Genomic DNA, 17,324 nt, shown 5'->3' with positions numbered 1-17,324 from the left:
CTCCTTAGTGACCGTATGTACGAGGTTTGGTGTAGTAGTCAATCAGTGGAACACACATGTTGGCTAACAATACAGCAAACGCCACGCCATCAGGGAAACCACCCCAACTGCGGATAATAAACACTAACGCGCCAATCAAGGCACCAAATACCAAGCGACCTTTTATTGTCGTTGAAGCTGAAACCGGATCGGTTGCAATAAAGAATGCACCAAGCATGGTTGCGCCAGACAATAGGTGAATAGTTGGAGAAGCGGTTTCACCTGGCGTTAGGATTAAGAACACCAGGCTAAATAGAGCAAGGCTGCCGATGAACGCCACAGGAATATGCCATTGAATCACGCGTTGCTTGATAAGTACCAAGCCACCAACGAGGTAAGCAAGGTTCACCCATTCCCAACCTACGCCAGCTAGCCAGCTGAATTGCGGTTGAGACAGAGCTTCAGACGCTGTGTTGCCTGCCGTTAATGCGGTTTTGAATGCATCAAGCGGCGTTGCCATTGTGGTGCCATCAATACCAAGGCGTGCTTGTTGAAGAGACAAACCTTCGTTATTGAAACCCGTAAAGATCATCAAGAAAGAGTCAACAAAGCTTGTTGCTTCAGCGGTTAAGCTGGCTGGCGCATTCCAACTGGTCATCTGAACTGGGAAAGAAATCAGCAAAACAACGTAAGCCACCATCGCTGGGTTAAATGGGTTTTGCCCAAGCCCGCCATATAGGTGCTTCGCAATAATAATCGCGAAGAACATACCTATCACTAGAATCCACCACGGTGAGTGCGGAGGAATAGCGACACTGAGTAGCCAAGCGGTCACAACCGCACTGTAATCACGCAGCGCCATCACTGGCGGACGTTTTCTCAACAGCATTACGGCTGCTTCAAAGGTAACAGCAAGTGCGATAGCAAATACTAACTGGATGAGCGTACCCCATCCAAAGAAGTAGGTTTGAGCTAGTAGACCTGGCAATGCACAAATAGCCACCCATTTCATGAGATCTGGGGTGCTTCTACGATTGTGTGCGTGCGGTGAGCTGGCGATAAAGAAGGCCACTACTCTTTCTCCTCATTGTTCTTTTTATCTTGCTCTTGCTGCGCTTTTCTTGCTTTAGCACGAGCAATTGCGGCAGCAACGGCTGCTTTCTTAGGATCGACGGGTTCTGATTGAGCCTCAGATTCAACTAAAGGTTCAGCTACAGGTTTGAGAGCGATTTCTTCAGCTTCGACCGGCTTAGCTTGCTGTGCTTTCTTCGCTTTAGCGCGTGCGATAGCGGCAGCAACAGCAGCTTTCTTAGGATCGACAGCTTCTGGTTGAGTTTCAGCTACCACTTCAATTACTGGCTCAGGCGTTTCTGCTGTCTCAGTCTGTTTCGCTTGCTGAGCTTTCTTCGCCTTAGCACGGGCAATCGCAGCAGCAACCGCGGCTTTCTTAGGATCGACTGACTCTTGTTGAGTTTCAGCTTCAACTTCAATTACTGGCTCAGGGGTTTCTACTGTCTCAGCCTGTTTCACTTGCTGTGCTTTCTTCGCTTTAGCGCGAGCTATTGCGGCAGCAACGGCGTCTTTCTTGGCATCACCAGTACTTTCAGCAGGAGCGTCAGAAGCTGATTCTGCTTGTTGTGCTTTCTTGGCTTTAGCACGGGCAATAGCTGCAGCAACGGCATCTTTCTTAGCATCGCCAGTACTTGCAACTGGAGCTTCAGAAGCTGCTCCCGCTTGCTGTGCTTTTTTCGCTTTAGCGCGAGCTATTGCGGCAGCAACGGCGTCTTTCTTGGCATCACCAGTACTTTCAGCTGGAGCACCAGAAGCTGATTCTGCTTGTTGTGCTTTCTTCGCTTTAGCACGGGCAATAGCGGCAGCAACGGCATCTTTCTTAGCATCGCCAGAGCTTTCAGCTGGAGCATCAGAAGCTGATTCCGCTTGTTGAGCTTTCTTGGCTTTAGCACGAGCGATAGCGGCAGCAACTGCGTCTTTCTTAGCGTCGCCAGAGCTTTCAGCTGGAGTGTCAGCAGCTGCTTGTTGCGCCTTGCGTTCTCGAGCTTGACGCTTACGCTCTTCACGTAGCTTCGACATTTCAGAGTTGTCTGGTTCAGCACTGTCTGCTTTCTGAGCCGCAGCTTGTTTCGCTTTTGCCTTAGCAATTGCAGCGGCTACCGCAGGTTTCACTGTTGGCTCTTCACTTGGAGTCTGCTCAGCTGCGGCTTTTTGTGCTTTAACACGTGCAATCGCAGCAGCAATTGCATCGTCACCGTCTGCCGCTTTCATGTCTTTGCGACGGTTATCCGCGGCTTTCTTGAAGCGGTTTTCGCGTTCTGCTTTGTCACGCTCCATACGAGCGTTTTTCTCTTCGAAACGAACCTTGGCGCGCTCTGCGGCCGTTGCTTCGTCTTTTCTTGTTTTGATTTCGGCTTTCGCTTGGCGATAGTACTGAACAAGAGGAATTTCACTTGGGCACACAAACGCACAAGCACCACATTCAATACAGTCTTTAATATTTAGCTCTTCGCACTTGTCCAGTTCGTTGGCTTTCGCGTGCCATTGCAGCTGTTGAGGCAGCAGAGAGGCAGGGCAAGCTTCGGCACAAGCACTGCATCGAATACATTCCATTTCGTAAGTGCTTGGAGAAATCTCACGACGCGTTGGCGCTAAAATACAGTTCGACGTTTTAGTGATTGGCACATTGGCATGTGGCAAGGTGAAGCCCATCATAGGGCCGCCCAAAATCAAACGCGGCAGCTTTTTATCGGCTTTGTAGCCAAACTCTTCAAGCAACTCATGTACTGGCGTGCCTAGAAGCGCCCAAACGTTACGAGGTTGATTAAAGGTCTTGCCGGTTAAAGTCACAACGCGGTTTACGACAGGTTCGCCGTCGATTACTGCTCTCTTGATCGAATAAAGAGAGCCGACGTTTTGAACCAAAACGCCAATATCGGCAGGGATACCGCCAGCTGGAACCTCTTTATTGGTGAGGATCTTGATGAGCTGTTTCTCACCACCTGAAGGGTATTTGGTTGGGATAACACGAATGACGATGTCTTTGTCTTTCGCTGCAATCTCAAGTGCTTTTATCGCGTCTGGCTTGTTGTCTTCAATGCCGATAACCGTCAGCTTTGGTTGAAGAATGTGTTCAACCACTTCGATGCCTTTTAGTACTTCTTCGGCATGTTCTTGAAGCAACTTGTCATCAGAGGTGATGTAAGGTTCACACTCAGCAGCGTTGACGATCAAAATGTCAGTACGACCAAGTCCTGACTGCAGCTTTTTCGCGGTAGGGAAGCCTGCACCGCCCATGCCTGAAATACCAGCTTGGCGAATCACATCAAGCAGTTCGTCTGAGGTCTTTGTTGAAAAGTCTTCAACTGGGTGTTTTTCAATCCAAGTGTCTAAACCGTCAGGTTTAATAACCACACTGACTTCGCTTAAGCCCGAAGGGTGAGCGGTAGTTCTTGGTTCGATAGCGGTAATCACACCCGATGTTGGTGCATGTACCGGCAAAGTAAAACCAGTCTCTAAGGCCGTCAGTTGTTGGCCTTTTAGTACAGTGTCACCAACAGCAACCAACAAGTTACCAGGCTTACCGATGTGCTGTTTTACCGGAAGAACGATTTCTTCAGGAAGCCTTGCATGCACGATATCAGTAGTATTCGACTGTTTCTTGTTTTCAGCAGGGTGCACACCGCCCGGGAAGTTCCAAATAGAGCCCGCGCGAATTTGTTCAATTAAAGAGATCATACTAACCCTACGCCTTAGGCTCTGACGCGGTCGCATCAGTCGCTTGGTTAGTGATATCAGTAACAGGAATGATGTTCATCTGCCATTTCCAATTTTCAGTCGTTGTTGCCACTGGAATCATTTCGATACAGTCAGTAGGGCATGGTGCAACACATAGATCACAGCCAGTACATTCATCTTTGATGACGGTGTGCAGCGCCTTGGTGCCACCAACAATGGCGTCAACAGGGCAGGCTTGAATACACTTGGTACAGCCGATACACATATCTTCGTGAATGAAGGCAACGGTTTTTACTTTGTTATCTAAGTCATGAGCGGAGTCTTCAACTTCTACGCCCATTAAATCTGCTAACTTCTCAATGGTTGCTTGGCCGCCCGGAGGACATTTGTTGATCTTGTCTCCGTTAGCGATCGCCTCTGCGTATGGGCGACAACCAGGGTAGCCACACTGGCCACATTGAGTTTGCGGTAAAATGGTGTCGATTTGATCAACGATAGGATCGGCTTCTACTTTAAAGCGGATAGAAGCAAAGCCCAAAATAGCGCCAAAAACAGCGGCTAAAACGGCTAGCGCAATGATCGCAATTAAAATGGTACTCATGCTTATTTCACCAACCCAGTAAAGCCCATAAATGCCAGAGACATTAGGCCTGCTGTGATCATCGCAATCGATGCGCCTTTGAAGGGCATTGGAACATCAGCAACCGCAATACGCTCACGCATCGCAGCAAATAGGATCAATACAAGAGAGAAACCAACCGCTGCGCCGAAACCATAGATGATCGACTGAATGAAGTTGTGGTTTTCATTAATGTTCAGAAGTGCCACACCTAATACCGCACAGTTAGTGGTGATAAGAGGCAGAAAGATACCCAATAGGCGATATAGCGTTGGGCTGGTTTTGTGGACGACCATTTCCGTAAATTGAACAACCACCGCGATAACCAAGATAAAGCTCATGGTACGCAGGTATTCAATACCCAGAGGGGTAAGGATGTAGGTTTCTACTAGGTATGCAGATACTGACGCTAACGTCAAAACGAAAGTCGTCGCGAGGCCCATGCCAATCGCAGTCTCCAGTTTCTTGGAGACTCCCATGAAAGGACATAGCCCTAAAAACTTCACTAGCACAAAGTTATTGACCAGCACTGTGCCAACCAACAACAAAAGGTATTCGGTCATAATGGATTAATTCTTGAGATTCCGATCCCGATATTATCCTGCTTTGCTCACCTAATAACAACCAGTGAACGGTGTGGTTTTGTATGTCTGATGGAAATTTATACGCTTAATAAGAGGATAGCAGATCTCATTGCAACAAATCAGTTGTTCTAAAGCGTAAGAATGATACACATATTATGGACGTGTTTGGGCTCTTATACGTGGTTTTCTTAAGCATAGAATTGACGATTTTAACGAGGGTACTGTCAAACTTTTCTTGTAACAGGCCTAGGAGGCGCCCTCTTGTTGAGCAATTGTACGTATCAGTTTTAGAAAACCGTTTCATCATTGAGGATTGAGGGGGGAAAGAGCAAAATCATTTACCCAAAATGAGTCTGACATAAGCAAAAACTTAATCCGCGGAGATTAGTTTGTTGTAAATGAAGTTTTGAGCGAACGTGTAGCTAGAGGTTTTTTTTGTAAGAACAAAAAAAGACTTACATTTCCTGTAATTGTAAGTCAATTTTTGAGTTAAATTGTAATATTCTTTAATAATTGAGTGAAATCCACACTCTTTTTTTTATGAAATAGTTATCAAGTTTGAAATATATGTATTTTAGTTTTTTTTGTTTCATGGCGACGCTTTTTTTATATATAGTTGCGTTTACAAAAAAGTTACTTATTTTGCCTTTTTAAATAACCATTTAATTAATCCCGTTAACGTTCGGTTAGTGGTAAATGGTTGAATGAATCAAGTGACAGATAAAAATTATTTTAAATAACCCCAATATTTATCCATGAAAATTATATTTGTATAAATATTATGGTTATTCATTTTTTAAGGCTAATTTATGTACAAAGTAAATAATTGGTTAATTCACTTAGACCACCCGTTAGTGACTGATTTACTCAAAAATGAAGAAAAGCGCATCGGCTATCACGATCATCTTGTGATTCTAATGTTGTGTGAAAACGCTGGAAAAATTAATACTAAAGAAGATTTGTTGAAAAGAGCTTGGCCAGGAAAACATGTCTCTGAAGGCTCACTGACACAATCGATCAGCGCGATACGCACTTTGCTTGAGGATAATGGTAAGCAACAAAAGTATCTAAAAACGGTCGCCAAGGTTGGTTATAAACTAGAAAGTGAGGCAGTATCGTGGCTAGAAGACGATGATGATAAATCAGATAACCAAGAGAACTTATTCGCTGGGGAACCAAGCGGTAAGACTGAGAGCTTTGAAGAGAGTTCCGAAAAAAAAACACGATTCACATTTGGACGTAATCAAATCTATATTGTTCTAGGCTGCGTATTCATAGCGATTGCGGCACTGTTTCCATTAGTGTTCACTGCAAAAGCCCCTAAGTTAACGAGCTGGCTGCCACTGACTAAAATGTTTTCTAGCGAAGCTTTAACTGTCTATTGTGATAATGAAGAAGAGGCCAACTTGGTTGCAAAAGGCGTTAAGCTTTTGGTTTCTCAAGAAGCTAAACAAGGTAGGTTAAGCCGATTGATCCTTGCTCATTCTCAAGAAAGCTTATCTATTGTAATACTCAAGCCATTGGCACCGCCTGTCAATTTAGTGGTTTTGTTTGAATCTCCTCAATCAACGGATGATCTGGTTGGTATGGTTAAAGCGGAGCTTAGTCGCTATGTTCACTAAAAATAAAAGCGTTTATTTTCTTCTGTTTTGTCTTTGTTTAATGCTGGTTTCCATTGCATATAGTCTACGTTCGAAAAAAAATGTTTTGGTCAACTCTACGACCCTATATATGACAATAGATGGTGACTATATGGCCACGGAGCACATGGACGTCGTGATCAGTGATGAAAATTTTGAGGCGGTTACGGTTATAAAAGAAGCAGGACTCAATAACACCTTAGATATTTACACAAAAGGAAAATTCATTCGCAAGAGTAATGGGCTATTTAATGTAAGCTTGCGTGAAGAACGCGTTGAGCATGGAGACATTGATTTTGAACATGATGACGACATGCTCGTTTATGATAAATATATTGAAGCGCGAAAAAAGCTATCGTTTTTTAAATCAGTTCAAGTTGTTGAAGAGTTGCCGAACCAATATATGCTTATCATTTCAAATAGTCCGGTAAAGAAAATGGTTGCTGTAAAGATTGAGCCTTTACCAATTGAAGACTTTTATGATGACTATTAATATTTTAACTATGGTTTGATATTTTTTTTAGGTCTATTTCATTATTATCAATTGTATCATTATGGGAGGATGCACCTCAGTTTAATAGGAGATGCACTAACCATGACTAAATATCTAATATCAGTCTTGCTCATACTGATCACTCTTACTTTGCGAGCTGAGGAGATCAGCTCACCCCCCAAGATAATGAATTATAACGTTTATATGCTGGATCATCGTCTCGGAATTTTCGTTGGTGGGACTAATCCAAATAAACGAGCACAGTTGTTGGCGAACTCTTCGGTTTTTGATGATACCGACGTGGTTATATTTAACGAAGTGTTCGACAACCAAGCAAGCCAAATACTTATCGATACACTAGCTCAGAAGTTTGGATATCTAACTCCTGTTTTGGGCCGTACAAAAAATGGCTGGGATCACACTGAAGGTTGGCGATCGACATCTCTTGATGATGGCGGCGTGATTGTATTTAGTAAATATCCAATTGAGTACAAGTCACAAGTGATCTTCAGAGATGGGTGCGGTGCAGACTGGGCATCTCAAAAAGGTTTTATACACACTGTCATTAATAAAAGTGGAGAGAGGTACAATATTATCGGCACCCACGTTCAAGCTGATGATGACACCTGCAACACTCCTCCTTCTGTGGTTAGACAAGACCAGTTTGCACAAATAGAGAACTATATTTTCGGGTCAAACCGCTCAGCTGACGAAATGTTTTTTATTGCTGGTGATTTAAATGTAGCAAAAGACTCACAAGAGTTTTCTTCAATGCTCGAGACCTTAAATGTATCAGAGCCAACCAATTACGCTGGTGCGCCATACTCATGGGACCCTGCAGTAAATGGTTTAGCACACGCAAACTATTCTGATCTAAAAGGGCAATTACTTGACTATGTTCTGGTCGAGCGTAGTCACAAGCAACCCAAGAACTGGCACAACCAAGTGTTAGATATAGTATCGGATAGAGTTGTTCTACCTGGCACACAGGAGCCGTATTACTTTTATGAGTATTCAGACCATTTCCCTGTCGCTGCGTTTGAGTATGCAGATGAAAGCACGCTAATTCATAGTGTGCGTCCAATCAATAAGCCATACAACTCAATCAGGCTAAAGCATCGATCGACTGGTGAATATGTTTACGCGGATCCAAATGTGCCTAATGGCTGGCTTACATACGGTCGCGATGGAGAGCAATCCAACGCTAAGTTTAAGTTAGACAACTGGCATCCATATAATGGTACTTGTATTCACGACCATGACTATGTACAGATCTCAAGAAAAGATGATTATAAAGATTACTACTGGACCTATAGTAGTAATACGTATTACACCGAAGATCACGACTCTTCTGACTTCATGAAGATAAGCCGCCTAACAGAATCCGAAAGCTGCATCCAGAATGGTGATGTCGTATATATTTATGATCATGCGCATCATTTGTGGACATCAGCGGACAAATATCTTGAGCCTATAAATACGTACATCAAAGCGACTAAGGAGCTGCCAGTTAGCGAAAATGGGCTGTTCATTATTGAGATGGATAACTTTGAATTCTCTGACTGGGAATCGAATATAACTCATAAATGAACATATTCTAAATATTGATTTTTCTTGAAATTACTTGATTTTCAGTACTATTTGACTTGTTTGGTTTATTGTAAATAGTCAAACATTAGAGTGTGTTCAGCGATGGTGGAGGGTAGTGCGGTTAGTCGGCTCTGCTCTTCTGCTGCCACTATCGTTAAAATAAAAGCCACATTAATGTGGCTTTTTACAATATAAAAACAATGTACTTAATTATCGATTGGTCAGTTAATGATTGATTGAATTTTCGAGAATCATAGTGTGTTGAAAATTGGTTTTCATAAAGACTTGAATTATAGAGACTAGTTGGAAAGGTTTTGGCTTTAGTAAGATATTTAATTATGAACTTTGATGGATACTTTGAAAAAATACAAATTCAAATAGAGAAGATCGATTCGCTAGAAGACCTACTAGTATGGCGAAAGAGAATTAACATAGGACACTCCGGTCTTTCATTTCGGACAGAACAAGGTCGGCTTATTTCCCATTGCTATCGAAGGTTTAATGACAAAGAATATGGAATTACTGATTTTAACTCTTCCTGTGAGATATAAAGTATTCAATAACAAATTAATTATTACTCAGGAATATTCAACAATAAAATAGATTTTTTTATCACAATTTAATTGTGAATATATTCTTTTGACTCGCTAATTTTAAAAGGCATCGATATTGGTGCAAATGTAGTTAAAAGGAACGAGTGATGAAATTAAAACGCTTCAGTTTAAGCTTGATAACAGTCTCTATGTTATCTGGCTATGCTAATGCATCTCCTATCCCTGGGATTGATGATGCCTACTTCACAGGGGCTGATGAGTATGTTGCGTACGATGATCCGGCAACAGCCTGTGATATCTTTAATGCCAAAGTAGAATACATTAATAATCATCTAGATCAGCAGGGTTTACCTGGAAAAATTGCGAACCTCTGTCAGCATGCAAGAATAGAAGATGGCCAAATTGAAGAGCAATTTATTATCACTTCTCAGAATGGTGCTTATAGCTATGGTAAGGAGAAGTACAAAATTCATGAACAGGTTGATGTCGCACGTACCATCGATTTGTTGATGTTTTCTCAGTCAAATAAGACTAACTATATTATGGCGGTTGACGGCAGTATGAATGTAACGCGTCAAACCCTTGCCGACGGAGGCTATTTTTTCGAGTGGGAAGATGAGAAAGTTGCTCCGCACTTTTATTACCAAGAAGGATACTTAGGTCAGATCTTCCATGGAAATTCTCAATTTAATTTCATGTCAGGTGAAAATGTCTACAATTGGGCTCACAAGAAAGCCGTTAATGAGGCGCCCAATAATGCGGAAGAGCAATCAAGGCTGACTTGGAAATACTTGTCTGAAGAATGTGAAAACGATAAAAACAACGATTATTGTCTCCCTCAAAGCCGATATGGAAATCTGTTTGTGAACCAGCAAAGCTTTCCAAGTTCGAGTAATGTGAACAAAGAGATTTCGTTAGCTGAAAGTACGTCTTATAGCTTTGATATTACTGGCTCTTTTGAAGCGAGCAAATCAGATGGTCCGTCTGCTGGTCTCGGAGTGGGTTTTGGTTTTAGCCAAACCAAAGAATCGAGTCAGACACACAGTATGTTGAATTACACCTCGGTTGATGAAGGCAATGATATCGGCCACTCGGTTGTCCAGACTATTAATACAAAAGCTGTGGGAGAAGCTGGGTATTACAGAGATGCTCCATCTGCAGAATTTTGGCATGTAAAGAATGCTGCTGAAATTTGGGGTGAAGACCTGTACCGAGTTTACGATCTAAAGAGCTATGAGACGTGGCAAGAAAACTACACTGCTGATTGGAATACTTGTCGTGATCAAAAACTGGTATTCGGTAATGCGGTGACGGTTTCGCGCGCCTATCTCAATATGTATGGCAGTAGTTGGTCAATTAATGAGAATGAGTCAACTTTATACCAAAGAGATTCTAACTACGGCATTACGATCGATACCGATTGCACTATTGACGATAAAGGTCAAACGTTCCGCATCATGAAAGAAACAATTCTTTAGTTATTAGAGGGTAAAGAGAATGAATTTTGTTAAAAGTACTATTTTTGCTAGTACACTGCTATTGTCTTTGGCTTCTAATGCTGCGAGCCTATCTACCATTGGAACGCAAGATAATGGTGTGTTCAATGAGATGCAGCAAATCCAACTGAAGTCTGCTGGAGAGCGAAGCTCTGGGAAGTCTGCGGATATCTTTTTTATTAATAGTAATGATGTTCAAGTTGAAGATCTGACTAAAGAGCTACTGAAAGATTTTAACTCTATCGTGATCGTTGGCGACTCATTTAAAAATAAAGAGTTGATGATCGAGTTAGTTGGGTTTGGTATCGAGAGAGAAGTAGTGGCTATAACCAATATCCACGACTCATCGAAGCGTCAAATCAATACCTACAGCAAAGGCGACAAAGCTGGCAATGATAAGGTAGCTGCAGTGCTGATGGACACTATCGCTCGTCACCTGTAATGCAATATAAATGGATTTTACGGGATAACCCATTACTTCTCGGGTAGTTTGTAGTCTCAAAAGTTAAGTGAGCCACGGATTCGTTCGTGGCTTTTTTGATCGCCCTAGAACACAGAGCTTAGTGCAGGCCAATGCTTCGGCTGAGACATAGGTTTGGTACAAACCAGTCGCTTCAAAACGCAAAAAGCCGCATCAAGTGATGCAGCTTCTTAAAATTTGGCCCCCTTGTCGAGACTTGACCCGGGCGGGTGGGACGGTCCGACGATTCGGGTGTGACATTAACTTGGAACAAGTTAGTCGCAGTTACATACGAAAAAAGCCCAATCTTTCGATTGGGCTTTTTTCTGAATTTGGCTCCCCTTGCAAGACTTGAACTTGCGACATACGGATTAACAGTCCGCCGTTCTACCAACTGAACTAAAGGGGAATTGCTTGTTAGCGACGCGAATTTTAATAATTGTCCGGATTTCTGTCAATAAAAAATATCAGAAAAAAGTAAGATAAAAAACTTTACTTTCTTGAACGCCTTATCGGATTTAGCTTTGCTTTAGTTATCCACCAAAATTGTGGATAAGTGTGTGTGCGAAACTTTAACAACAATAATTGAGGTAAATCTGAAAATGCAAAAATTATAGCTAACGTGATGTATTTAAAAGAATAGTACCAAAATATCACGGTTGTATAACTTTTGTAGATTATAAAGCGAACAGTAAAACAAGAGGTATTTTTAGATTTTTTGGGGAAAAGTAGTGGATTAAAATTCGAGTAATTTAGCTGAGGAAACTTTGCAGGGGCACGGATAATACCAAGTTCTAAAAATAAAAGCTATCACTGATATTCAATCTTAAGGCGCATTTCTCTAGATAATAGTTGCAACGAGATGGCTCATAGAGTGACAATGACCTGATTAAAAACACAGTATGGAAATGGCAACCTATGAGCAAACTCTTTGATTTGGTATCGGACTACAGCCCGTCCGGTGACCAGCCGACAGCGATAACCAGATTACTAGATGGATTAGATTCTGGTTTGGCACATCAAACTCTATTAGGGGTAACGGGCTCAGGTAAAACCTTTACTCTCGCTAATGTCATTTCCCAATCGCAAAGACCTGCCATTCTGTTAGCGCCGAACAAGACGTTGGCTGCTCAGCTTTATGGCGAGATGAAATCTTTTTTTCCAAATAATGCCGTCGAGTACTTCGTTTCTTACTACGATTACTACCAACCAGAAGCTTACGTTCCGACCACAGACACATTCATCGAGAAAGATGCGTCTGTGAACGCTCATATTGAACAGATGAGGCTTTCGGCAACCAAGGCCTTACTAGAACGAAAAGATGCCATCATTGTGGCTTCGGTATCTGCTATCTACGGTCTTGGTGATCCTAAATCTTATTTGAAGATGATGCTTCATTTAAGCCGTGGCGAGGTGATGGATCAGCGAGACATCTTACGCCGCTTGGCTGAGCTACAATATTCGAGAAATGACGTCGCGTTTGAACGTGGTCAGTTTCGTGTTCGTGGTGAAGTGATTGATATTTTTCCTGCTGAATCTGACCAAGATGCAGTTCGAATTGAAATGTTCGATGACGAAGTAGATTGCATCAGTATTTTTGATCCCTTGACTGGTGCGGTGAAGCAAAGAGACTTGCCGCGCTTTACCGTTTATCCGAAAACTCACTATGTAACGCCAAGAGAGAAAATCCTTGAGGCGATTGAGAATATCAAGGATGAACTGCGCGATCGTGCTCAATACTTAAAAGACAACAACAAGCTTTTGGAAGAGCAACGTATTTCTCAGAGAACTCAGTTTGATATCGAGATGATGACGGAGCTTGGTTTCTGCTCTGGTATCGAAAACTATTCACGATATTTGAGTGGCCGTGCGGAAGGTGAAGCGCCTCCGACATTATTTGATTACTTACCTGATGATGGTCTGCTGATTATCGATGAGTCACACGTGACTGTGCCGCAAATAGGCGCTATGTATAAAGGTGACCGCTCTCGTAAAGAAACCTTGGTCGAATTTGGCTTTAGACTGCCTTCAGCGTTAGATAACCGCCCAATGAAGTTTGAAGAGTTCGAGTCTATAGCTCCACAAACGATTTTTGTGTCGGCAACGCCGGGTAATTACGAGATTGAAAAATCAGATGGCGAGATTGCTGATCAAGTCGTTCGTCCTACTGGCCTGTTAGACCCGATCATTGAAGTAAGACCCGTCGCGACTCAGGTTGATGACTTGCTGTCTGAGATCAGAATCCGTTCAGTGAAAGAAGAACGCGTGTTGGTCACAACATTGACTAAGAGAATGGCGGAAGACTTAACCGAATATCTAAGTGAGCACGGCGTTAAAGTGCGTTACTTGCACTCGGATATTGATACCGTTGAGCGTGTCGAGATCATTCGAGACCTACGTTTGGGCGAGTTCGACGTGTTAGTGGGCATTAACTTACTTCGCGAAGGCTTGGATATGCCGGAAGTGTCGCTGGTGGCGATTCTTGATGCAGACAAAGAGGGCTTCTTGCGTTCTGAGCGCTCTCTGATCCAAACCATTGGTCGTGCCGCGCGTAACCTTGAAGGTAAGGCGATCTTATATGGTGACTCGATTACTAAGTCGATGAGAAAAGCGATTGATGAAACAGATCGTCGTCGTGAGAAACAGCAGGCCTACAACCAAGAGCAAGGCATCACGCCGCAAGCGCTGAAACGTAATATCAAAGACATTATGGAGCTGGGTGATATCACCAAGTCGAAACAGCAGCGTCAATCTAAGCAAGTCCCACTATCTAAAGTGGCTGAGTCTTCAGAAAGTTATGCCGTGCTTACGCCGCAACAGCTTGATAAAGAGATCAGTAAGCTAGAAGCAGCGATGTATCAGCATGCTCAGAACCTGGAATTTGAATTAGCGGCACAGAAACGTGATGAAATTGAGCAGCTAAGAAAGCAATTTATTACTAATAGCTAATCTCGCGTTTTGCTCAAGAAGTTGATCCCCTCAAGACAAAAACTGAGAGTGTTTCAGACAAAAAAACAGCCAGTAGTAAATGTTCTACTGGCTTACGTTTGTGAACACTCGGTTCACTAACAACGTCAGTTGGCTAGGTGACCCGAAGGTCATTTACACTACTGCATCGTTCGTGCCATATAGATAAAACATTGATTGTTTGAAGTAAGTAAAAAAACACACTACAAATATTGTGGCTAATTTGCATAATGCAAAGCGGAATGCGACTATAATAAGAAATGCAAAATATAAATGGCTAGGATATGCAATCAAAAACGCTAGATAACAAATCGAAGTATTTGTTGATGGTAGAGGATACCGCTTCGGTAGCAGCTTTATATCGCTCGTATCTTACACCGCTCGAAATTGATATCAACATTGTCGGCACTGGCCGCGATGCAATCGAGAGTTTGAATCATCGAATCCCAGACCTTATTTTATTAGATCTACGTCTGCCTGATATGACGGGTATGGACGTGCTCTTTGCTGTAAAACAAAAGTATCCTGAAGTTCCGGTTATCTTCATGACGGCTCATGGCTCTATCGATACTGCCGTAGAAGCTATGCGTCATGGTTCTCAAGATTTCCTTATCAAACCGTGTGAAGCAGACCGACTCCGTATTACGGTGAACAATGCGATCCGCAAAGCTACCAAGCTTAAAAACAGCTCGGAACACCCGGGAAACCAAAATTACCAAGGCTTCATCGGCAGCAGCCAGACCATGCAGCAGGTTTATCGAACTATCGATTCTGCTGCATCAAGTAAGGCGAGTATTTTCATTACGGGTGAAAGTGGTACGGGTAAAGAGGTATGTGCAGAAGCTATTCACGCTGCGAGTAAGCGTGGAGATAAGCCGTTTATCGCGATTAACTGTGCCGCTATCCCTAAAGATCTGATTGAAAGTGAGCTGTTTGGCCATGTGAAAGGTGCCTTTACGGGCGCGGCAACTGATCGCCAAGGGGCTGCTGAGCTTGCTGATGGTGGAACACTGTTTCTCGATGAACTGTGTGAAATGGACCTTGAACTGCAAACTAAGCTGCTGCGTTTTATCCAAACTGGTACTTTCCAAAAAGTAGGCTCTTCGAAGATGAAGAGTGTGGACGTTCGTTTTGTTTGTGCGACCAACCGTGATCCTTGGAAAGAAGTACAAGAAGGTCGCTTTAGAGAAGATTTATACTATCGTTTATACGTGATTCCACTGCACTTGCCGCCATTGCGCGAGCGTGGTGAAGATGTTATCGAGATTGCTTACTCGTTACTAGGCTATATGTCGGTTGAGGAGGGGAAGGCGTTTGTTCGTTTTGCTCAGGAAGTTCTTGATCGCTTTAATCAATATGAGTGGCCTGGGAATGTGCGCCAACTACAAAACGTATTACGGAACGTGGTGGTATTGAATAATGGCAAAGAGATTACTCTTAGCATGCTTCCGCCACCATTGAACCAGCCGATTGAGAACAGTCTGCGCTTGAAAGAGAAGCAGAACGAAGACATCACGGTAAAAGATATTTTCCCATTGTGGATCACTGAGAAGACGGCTATCGAACAGGCCATTAAAGCGTGTGACGGTAACATTCCACGAGCAGCAGGTTTCTTAGATGTGAGTCCTTCGACCATATACCGCAAGTTACAAACGTGGAATGCGAAGCAGTAATCACCAAACAATAAGAAAATCATAATGACGAAAGTATTAAATCAGCAAAAAGTTGATGAGCTTGCCGGCGAAATAGGGCAAGAGAATGTTCCTGTTTTACTGGAGATCTTTTTAGGTGAGTTGAAAGGCTACTACGAACACCTAGAGATAAATAAGGAGTCGGATACTTCTAAGTACTTGGCTGATATCAGTCATGCACTTAAGAGCAGCGCCGCGAGTTTTGGCGCGGACTCTTTGTGTAGTTTTGCGATTTGCTTGGATACGAAAGTGAAGCAAGCGCTGCCTGTCACTGAGGTTGACTTTCAAGATATGCAGAAACTGCTGTTATCCACCTACCAAGAATACCAGCAGTTGATGGCAGATATCTAAAGCGGTAGGGTATTACATATATTAAAAAAGGAGCATGAGGCTCCTTTTTGTGTTTGTTGGGGGGTGGAAATCAGATTCAGCTAATCAAGTTAAACCAACTGCTCCCTAATCGCTTGTTGGAGTTTTACGCGGTCGTGTCGCCAATCTCGATTCGGTGAGGCAAGATCAGTGGTCACGCAATTCCATAACCCTTCAAGTTCAGGGTGTGGCACATTGCCTAACACAATGTCTATCTTTCTTGCCTTACAGGTCCGTTCGCACCATTCCAATTGTTCCTGAAGTGTCATCTTGCCTGCTGGACCATGTTCTGGCGAAAGGTTTTCCACGAAAATAACCTTGGCGTTCCTGTTTTCAGCAATTGCTTTGCCGATCTCTGGTAATAAGAGCGGAGGCATAACACTGGTTAGAAAGCTTCCAGGCCCAAGAACGATACAGTCTGCTTGTTCAACGGCTGTTACTGCTTCTCTAGTTGCGGGCACCTCCGGCGATAAGTCCATCATGCGCAGCTTTTCTGTCATGTCATCAACGTTGGTCTCTCCAGTGACCCAACGGCCGTCCATTGAAAGAGCGGTCAGGTCTGAAGGGTGCTCGGTCATCGGCACGATATTAACGTCGACCTTAAGCATATTTCGAATTAGGTTAATTGCTTCCAATGGACGAACCGAGAGGTTGTCTAACGCAGTGAGCATCAGGTTACCTAGGTTATGACCATCGAGTTCGCCTTGGCCGCGAAAGCGGTATTCAAACATCATCGAACTGATTGAAGGTTCAGTGATCAATTGGTTGATACAGTTGCGTGTATCTCCCCAAGCGATACCACCTTGGCAGTCTCGAATTCGTCCGGTTGAACCGCCATTATCCGTTGTTGCAACAATGCCGGTTGCGTTGTTACCAAAGTCTTTTAATGCAGCAAGCATACGACCTAAGCCATGGCCTCCACCGATTGCTACGACTTTCTTTGAAGAGTAAATATTCATTTTTTGTTCTTGTTAGATTATTACCAACTATAATTTAGGTTAAATGCTTCTCGCTATATACTCAACAAGAGTTATTTTGAGCGTTTGATACGTTTTTTTTGCCGATGTGACCCGTTTTTTACCATCAGAGCTAGATTCACGTACAAATATTAAGTATTTTATTACTCAGCTAC

13 protein-coding genes and 1 tRNA gene are annotated in these 17,324 nt (G+C 43.1%); 8 read left to right on the top strand and 6 right to left on the bottom strand.

Going from position 1 to position 17,324, the window contains the following annotated elements; all coding sequences use genetic code 11:
- Positions 1-4: 4 nt before the first annotated feature.
- Genes rsxD through rsxA form a run of 4 tightly spaced genes read right to left on the bottom strand, consistent with a single transcriptional unit; the run spans position 5 to position 4,911 of the window.
- Complete coding sequence (rsxD, locus tag FTW16_RS19965; protein ID WP_146492250.1) at positions 5-1,051, bottom strand: electron transport complex subunit RsxD; 1,047 nt, start codon at positions 1,049-1,051, stop codon at positions 5-7.
- On the bottom strand, positions 1,051-3,729 hold the full coding sequence (gene rsxC / locus FTW16_RS19960) for an electron transport complex subunit RsxC (protein WP_146492249.1): 2,679 nt from the start codon (positions 3,727-3,729) through the stop codon (positions 1,051-1,053). Before rsxC ends, rsxD begins: the two co-directional genes overlap by 1 nt.
- A gap of 7 nt (positions 3,730-3,736) precedes the next feature.
- Positions 3,737-4,330, bottom strand: a complete 594-nt coding sequence (gene rsxB, locus FTW16_RS19955) for an electron transport complex subunit RsxB (protein ID WP_004734040.1) — start codon at positions 4,328-4,330, stop codon at positions 3,737-3,739.
- Between the two features lie 2 nt (positions 4,331-4,332).
- Positions 4,333-4,911: an electron transport complex subunit RsxA gene (gene rsxA, locus FTW16_RS19950; protein ID WP_004734039.1), complete on the bottom strand. Its 579-nt coding sequence runs from the start codon at positions 4,909-4,911 to the stop codon at positions 4,333-4,335.
- Between the two features lie 830 nt (positions 4,912-5,741).
- Between rsxA and FTW16_RS19945 the strand changes: the two genes are divergently transcribed.
- The 5 genes from FTW16_RS19945 to FTW16_RS19920 all read left to right on the top strand — a co-directional run bounded on the left by FTW16_RS19945 (position 5,742) and on the right by FTW16_RS19920 (position 11,147).
- Positions 5,742-6,554, top strand: a complete 813-nt coding sequence (locus FTW16_RS19945) for a transcriptional regulator (RefSeq protein WP_146492248.1) — start codon at positions 5,742-5,744, stop codon at positions 6,552-6,554.
- Between the two features lie 130 nt (positions 6,555-6,684).
- Positions 6,685-7,065, top strand: a complete 381-nt coding sequence (locus FTW16_RS19940) for a hypothetical protein (protein WP_261383490.1) — start codon at positions 6,685-6,687, stop codon at positions 7,063-7,065.
- Between the two features lie 102 nt (positions 7,066-7,167).
- Complete coding sequence (gene sph / locus FTW16_RS19935) at positions 7,168-8,655, top strand: sphingomyelin phosphodiesterase (RefSeq protein WP_261383489.1); 1,488 nt, start codon at positions 7,168-7,170, stop codon at positions 8,653-8,655.
- Between the two features lie 700 nt (positions 8,656-9,355).
- On the top strand, positions 9,356-10,687 hold the full coding sequence (locus FTW16_RS19925; RefSeq protein ID WP_146492246.1) for an excinuclease ABC subunit B: 1,332 nt from the start codon (positions 9,356-9,358) through the stop codon (positions 10,685-10,687).
- A 19-nt stretch (positions 10,688-10,706) separates the two neighbouring features.
- On the top strand, positions 10,707-11,147 hold the full coding sequence (locus FTW16_RS19920; protein ID WP_146492245.1) for a hypothetical protein: 441 nt from the start codon (positions 10,707-10,709) through the stop codon (positions 11,145-11,147).
- Between the two features lie 351 nt (positions 11,148-11,498).
- Here FTW16_RS19920 and FTW16_RS19915 read toward each other — a convergent pair.
- Positions 11,499-11,574: transfer RNA gene (locus tag FTW16_RS19915), tRNA-Asn, on the bottom strand.
- A 509-nt stretch (positions 11,575-12,083) separates the two neighbouring features.
- On the opposite strand from FTW16_RS19915, the gene uvrB reads away from it, so the two are divergent.
- From uvrB to luxU, 3 genes are all read left to right on the top strand, one after another.
- On the top strand, positions 12,084-14,114 hold the full coding sequence (uvrB, locus tag FTW16_RS19910) for an excinuclease ABC subunit UvrB (RefSeq protein ID WP_146492244.1): 2,031 nt from the start codon (positions 12,084-12,086) through the stop codon (positions 14,112-14,114).
- Between the two features lie 302 nt (positions 14,115-14,416).
- Positions 14,417-15,805 (top strand): quorum-sensing sigma-54 dependent transcriptional regulator LuxO, encoded by a 1,389-nt coding sequence (gene luxO / locus FTW16_RS19905; protein WP_146492243.1) that lies wholly within the window; start codon positions 14,417-14,419, stop codon positions 15,803-15,805.
- 24 nt (positions 15,806-15,829) lie between these two features.
- Positions 15,830-16,174 carry a quorum-sensing phosphorelay protein LuxU gene (gene luxU, locus FTW16_RS19900; RefSeq protein WP_146492242.1) on the top strand — a complete coding sequence of 115 codons (345 nt, stop codon included), beginning with the start codon at positions 15,830-15,832 and terminating at the stop codon, positions 16,172-16,174.
- 89 nt (positions 16,175-16,263) lie between these two features.
- Here luxU and FTW16_RS19895 read toward each other — a convergent pair whose 3' ends face one another.
- Positions 16,264-17,151 (bottom strand): YvcK family protein, encoded by an 888-nt coding sequence (locus FTW16_RS19895; protein WP_146492241.1) that lies wholly within the window; start codon positions 17,149-17,151, stop codon positions 16,264-16,266.
- Positions 17,152-17,324 lie beyond the last annotated feature (173 nt).

Source organism: Vibrio sp. T20 (assembly GCF_007858795.1).
GTDB classification, from domain to species: Bacteria; Pseudomonadota; Gammaproteobacteria; order Enterobacterales; family Vibrionaceae; genus Vibrio; species Vibrio satsumensis.
This window is presented reverse-complemented; position numbering and strand designations above follow the sequence as displayed.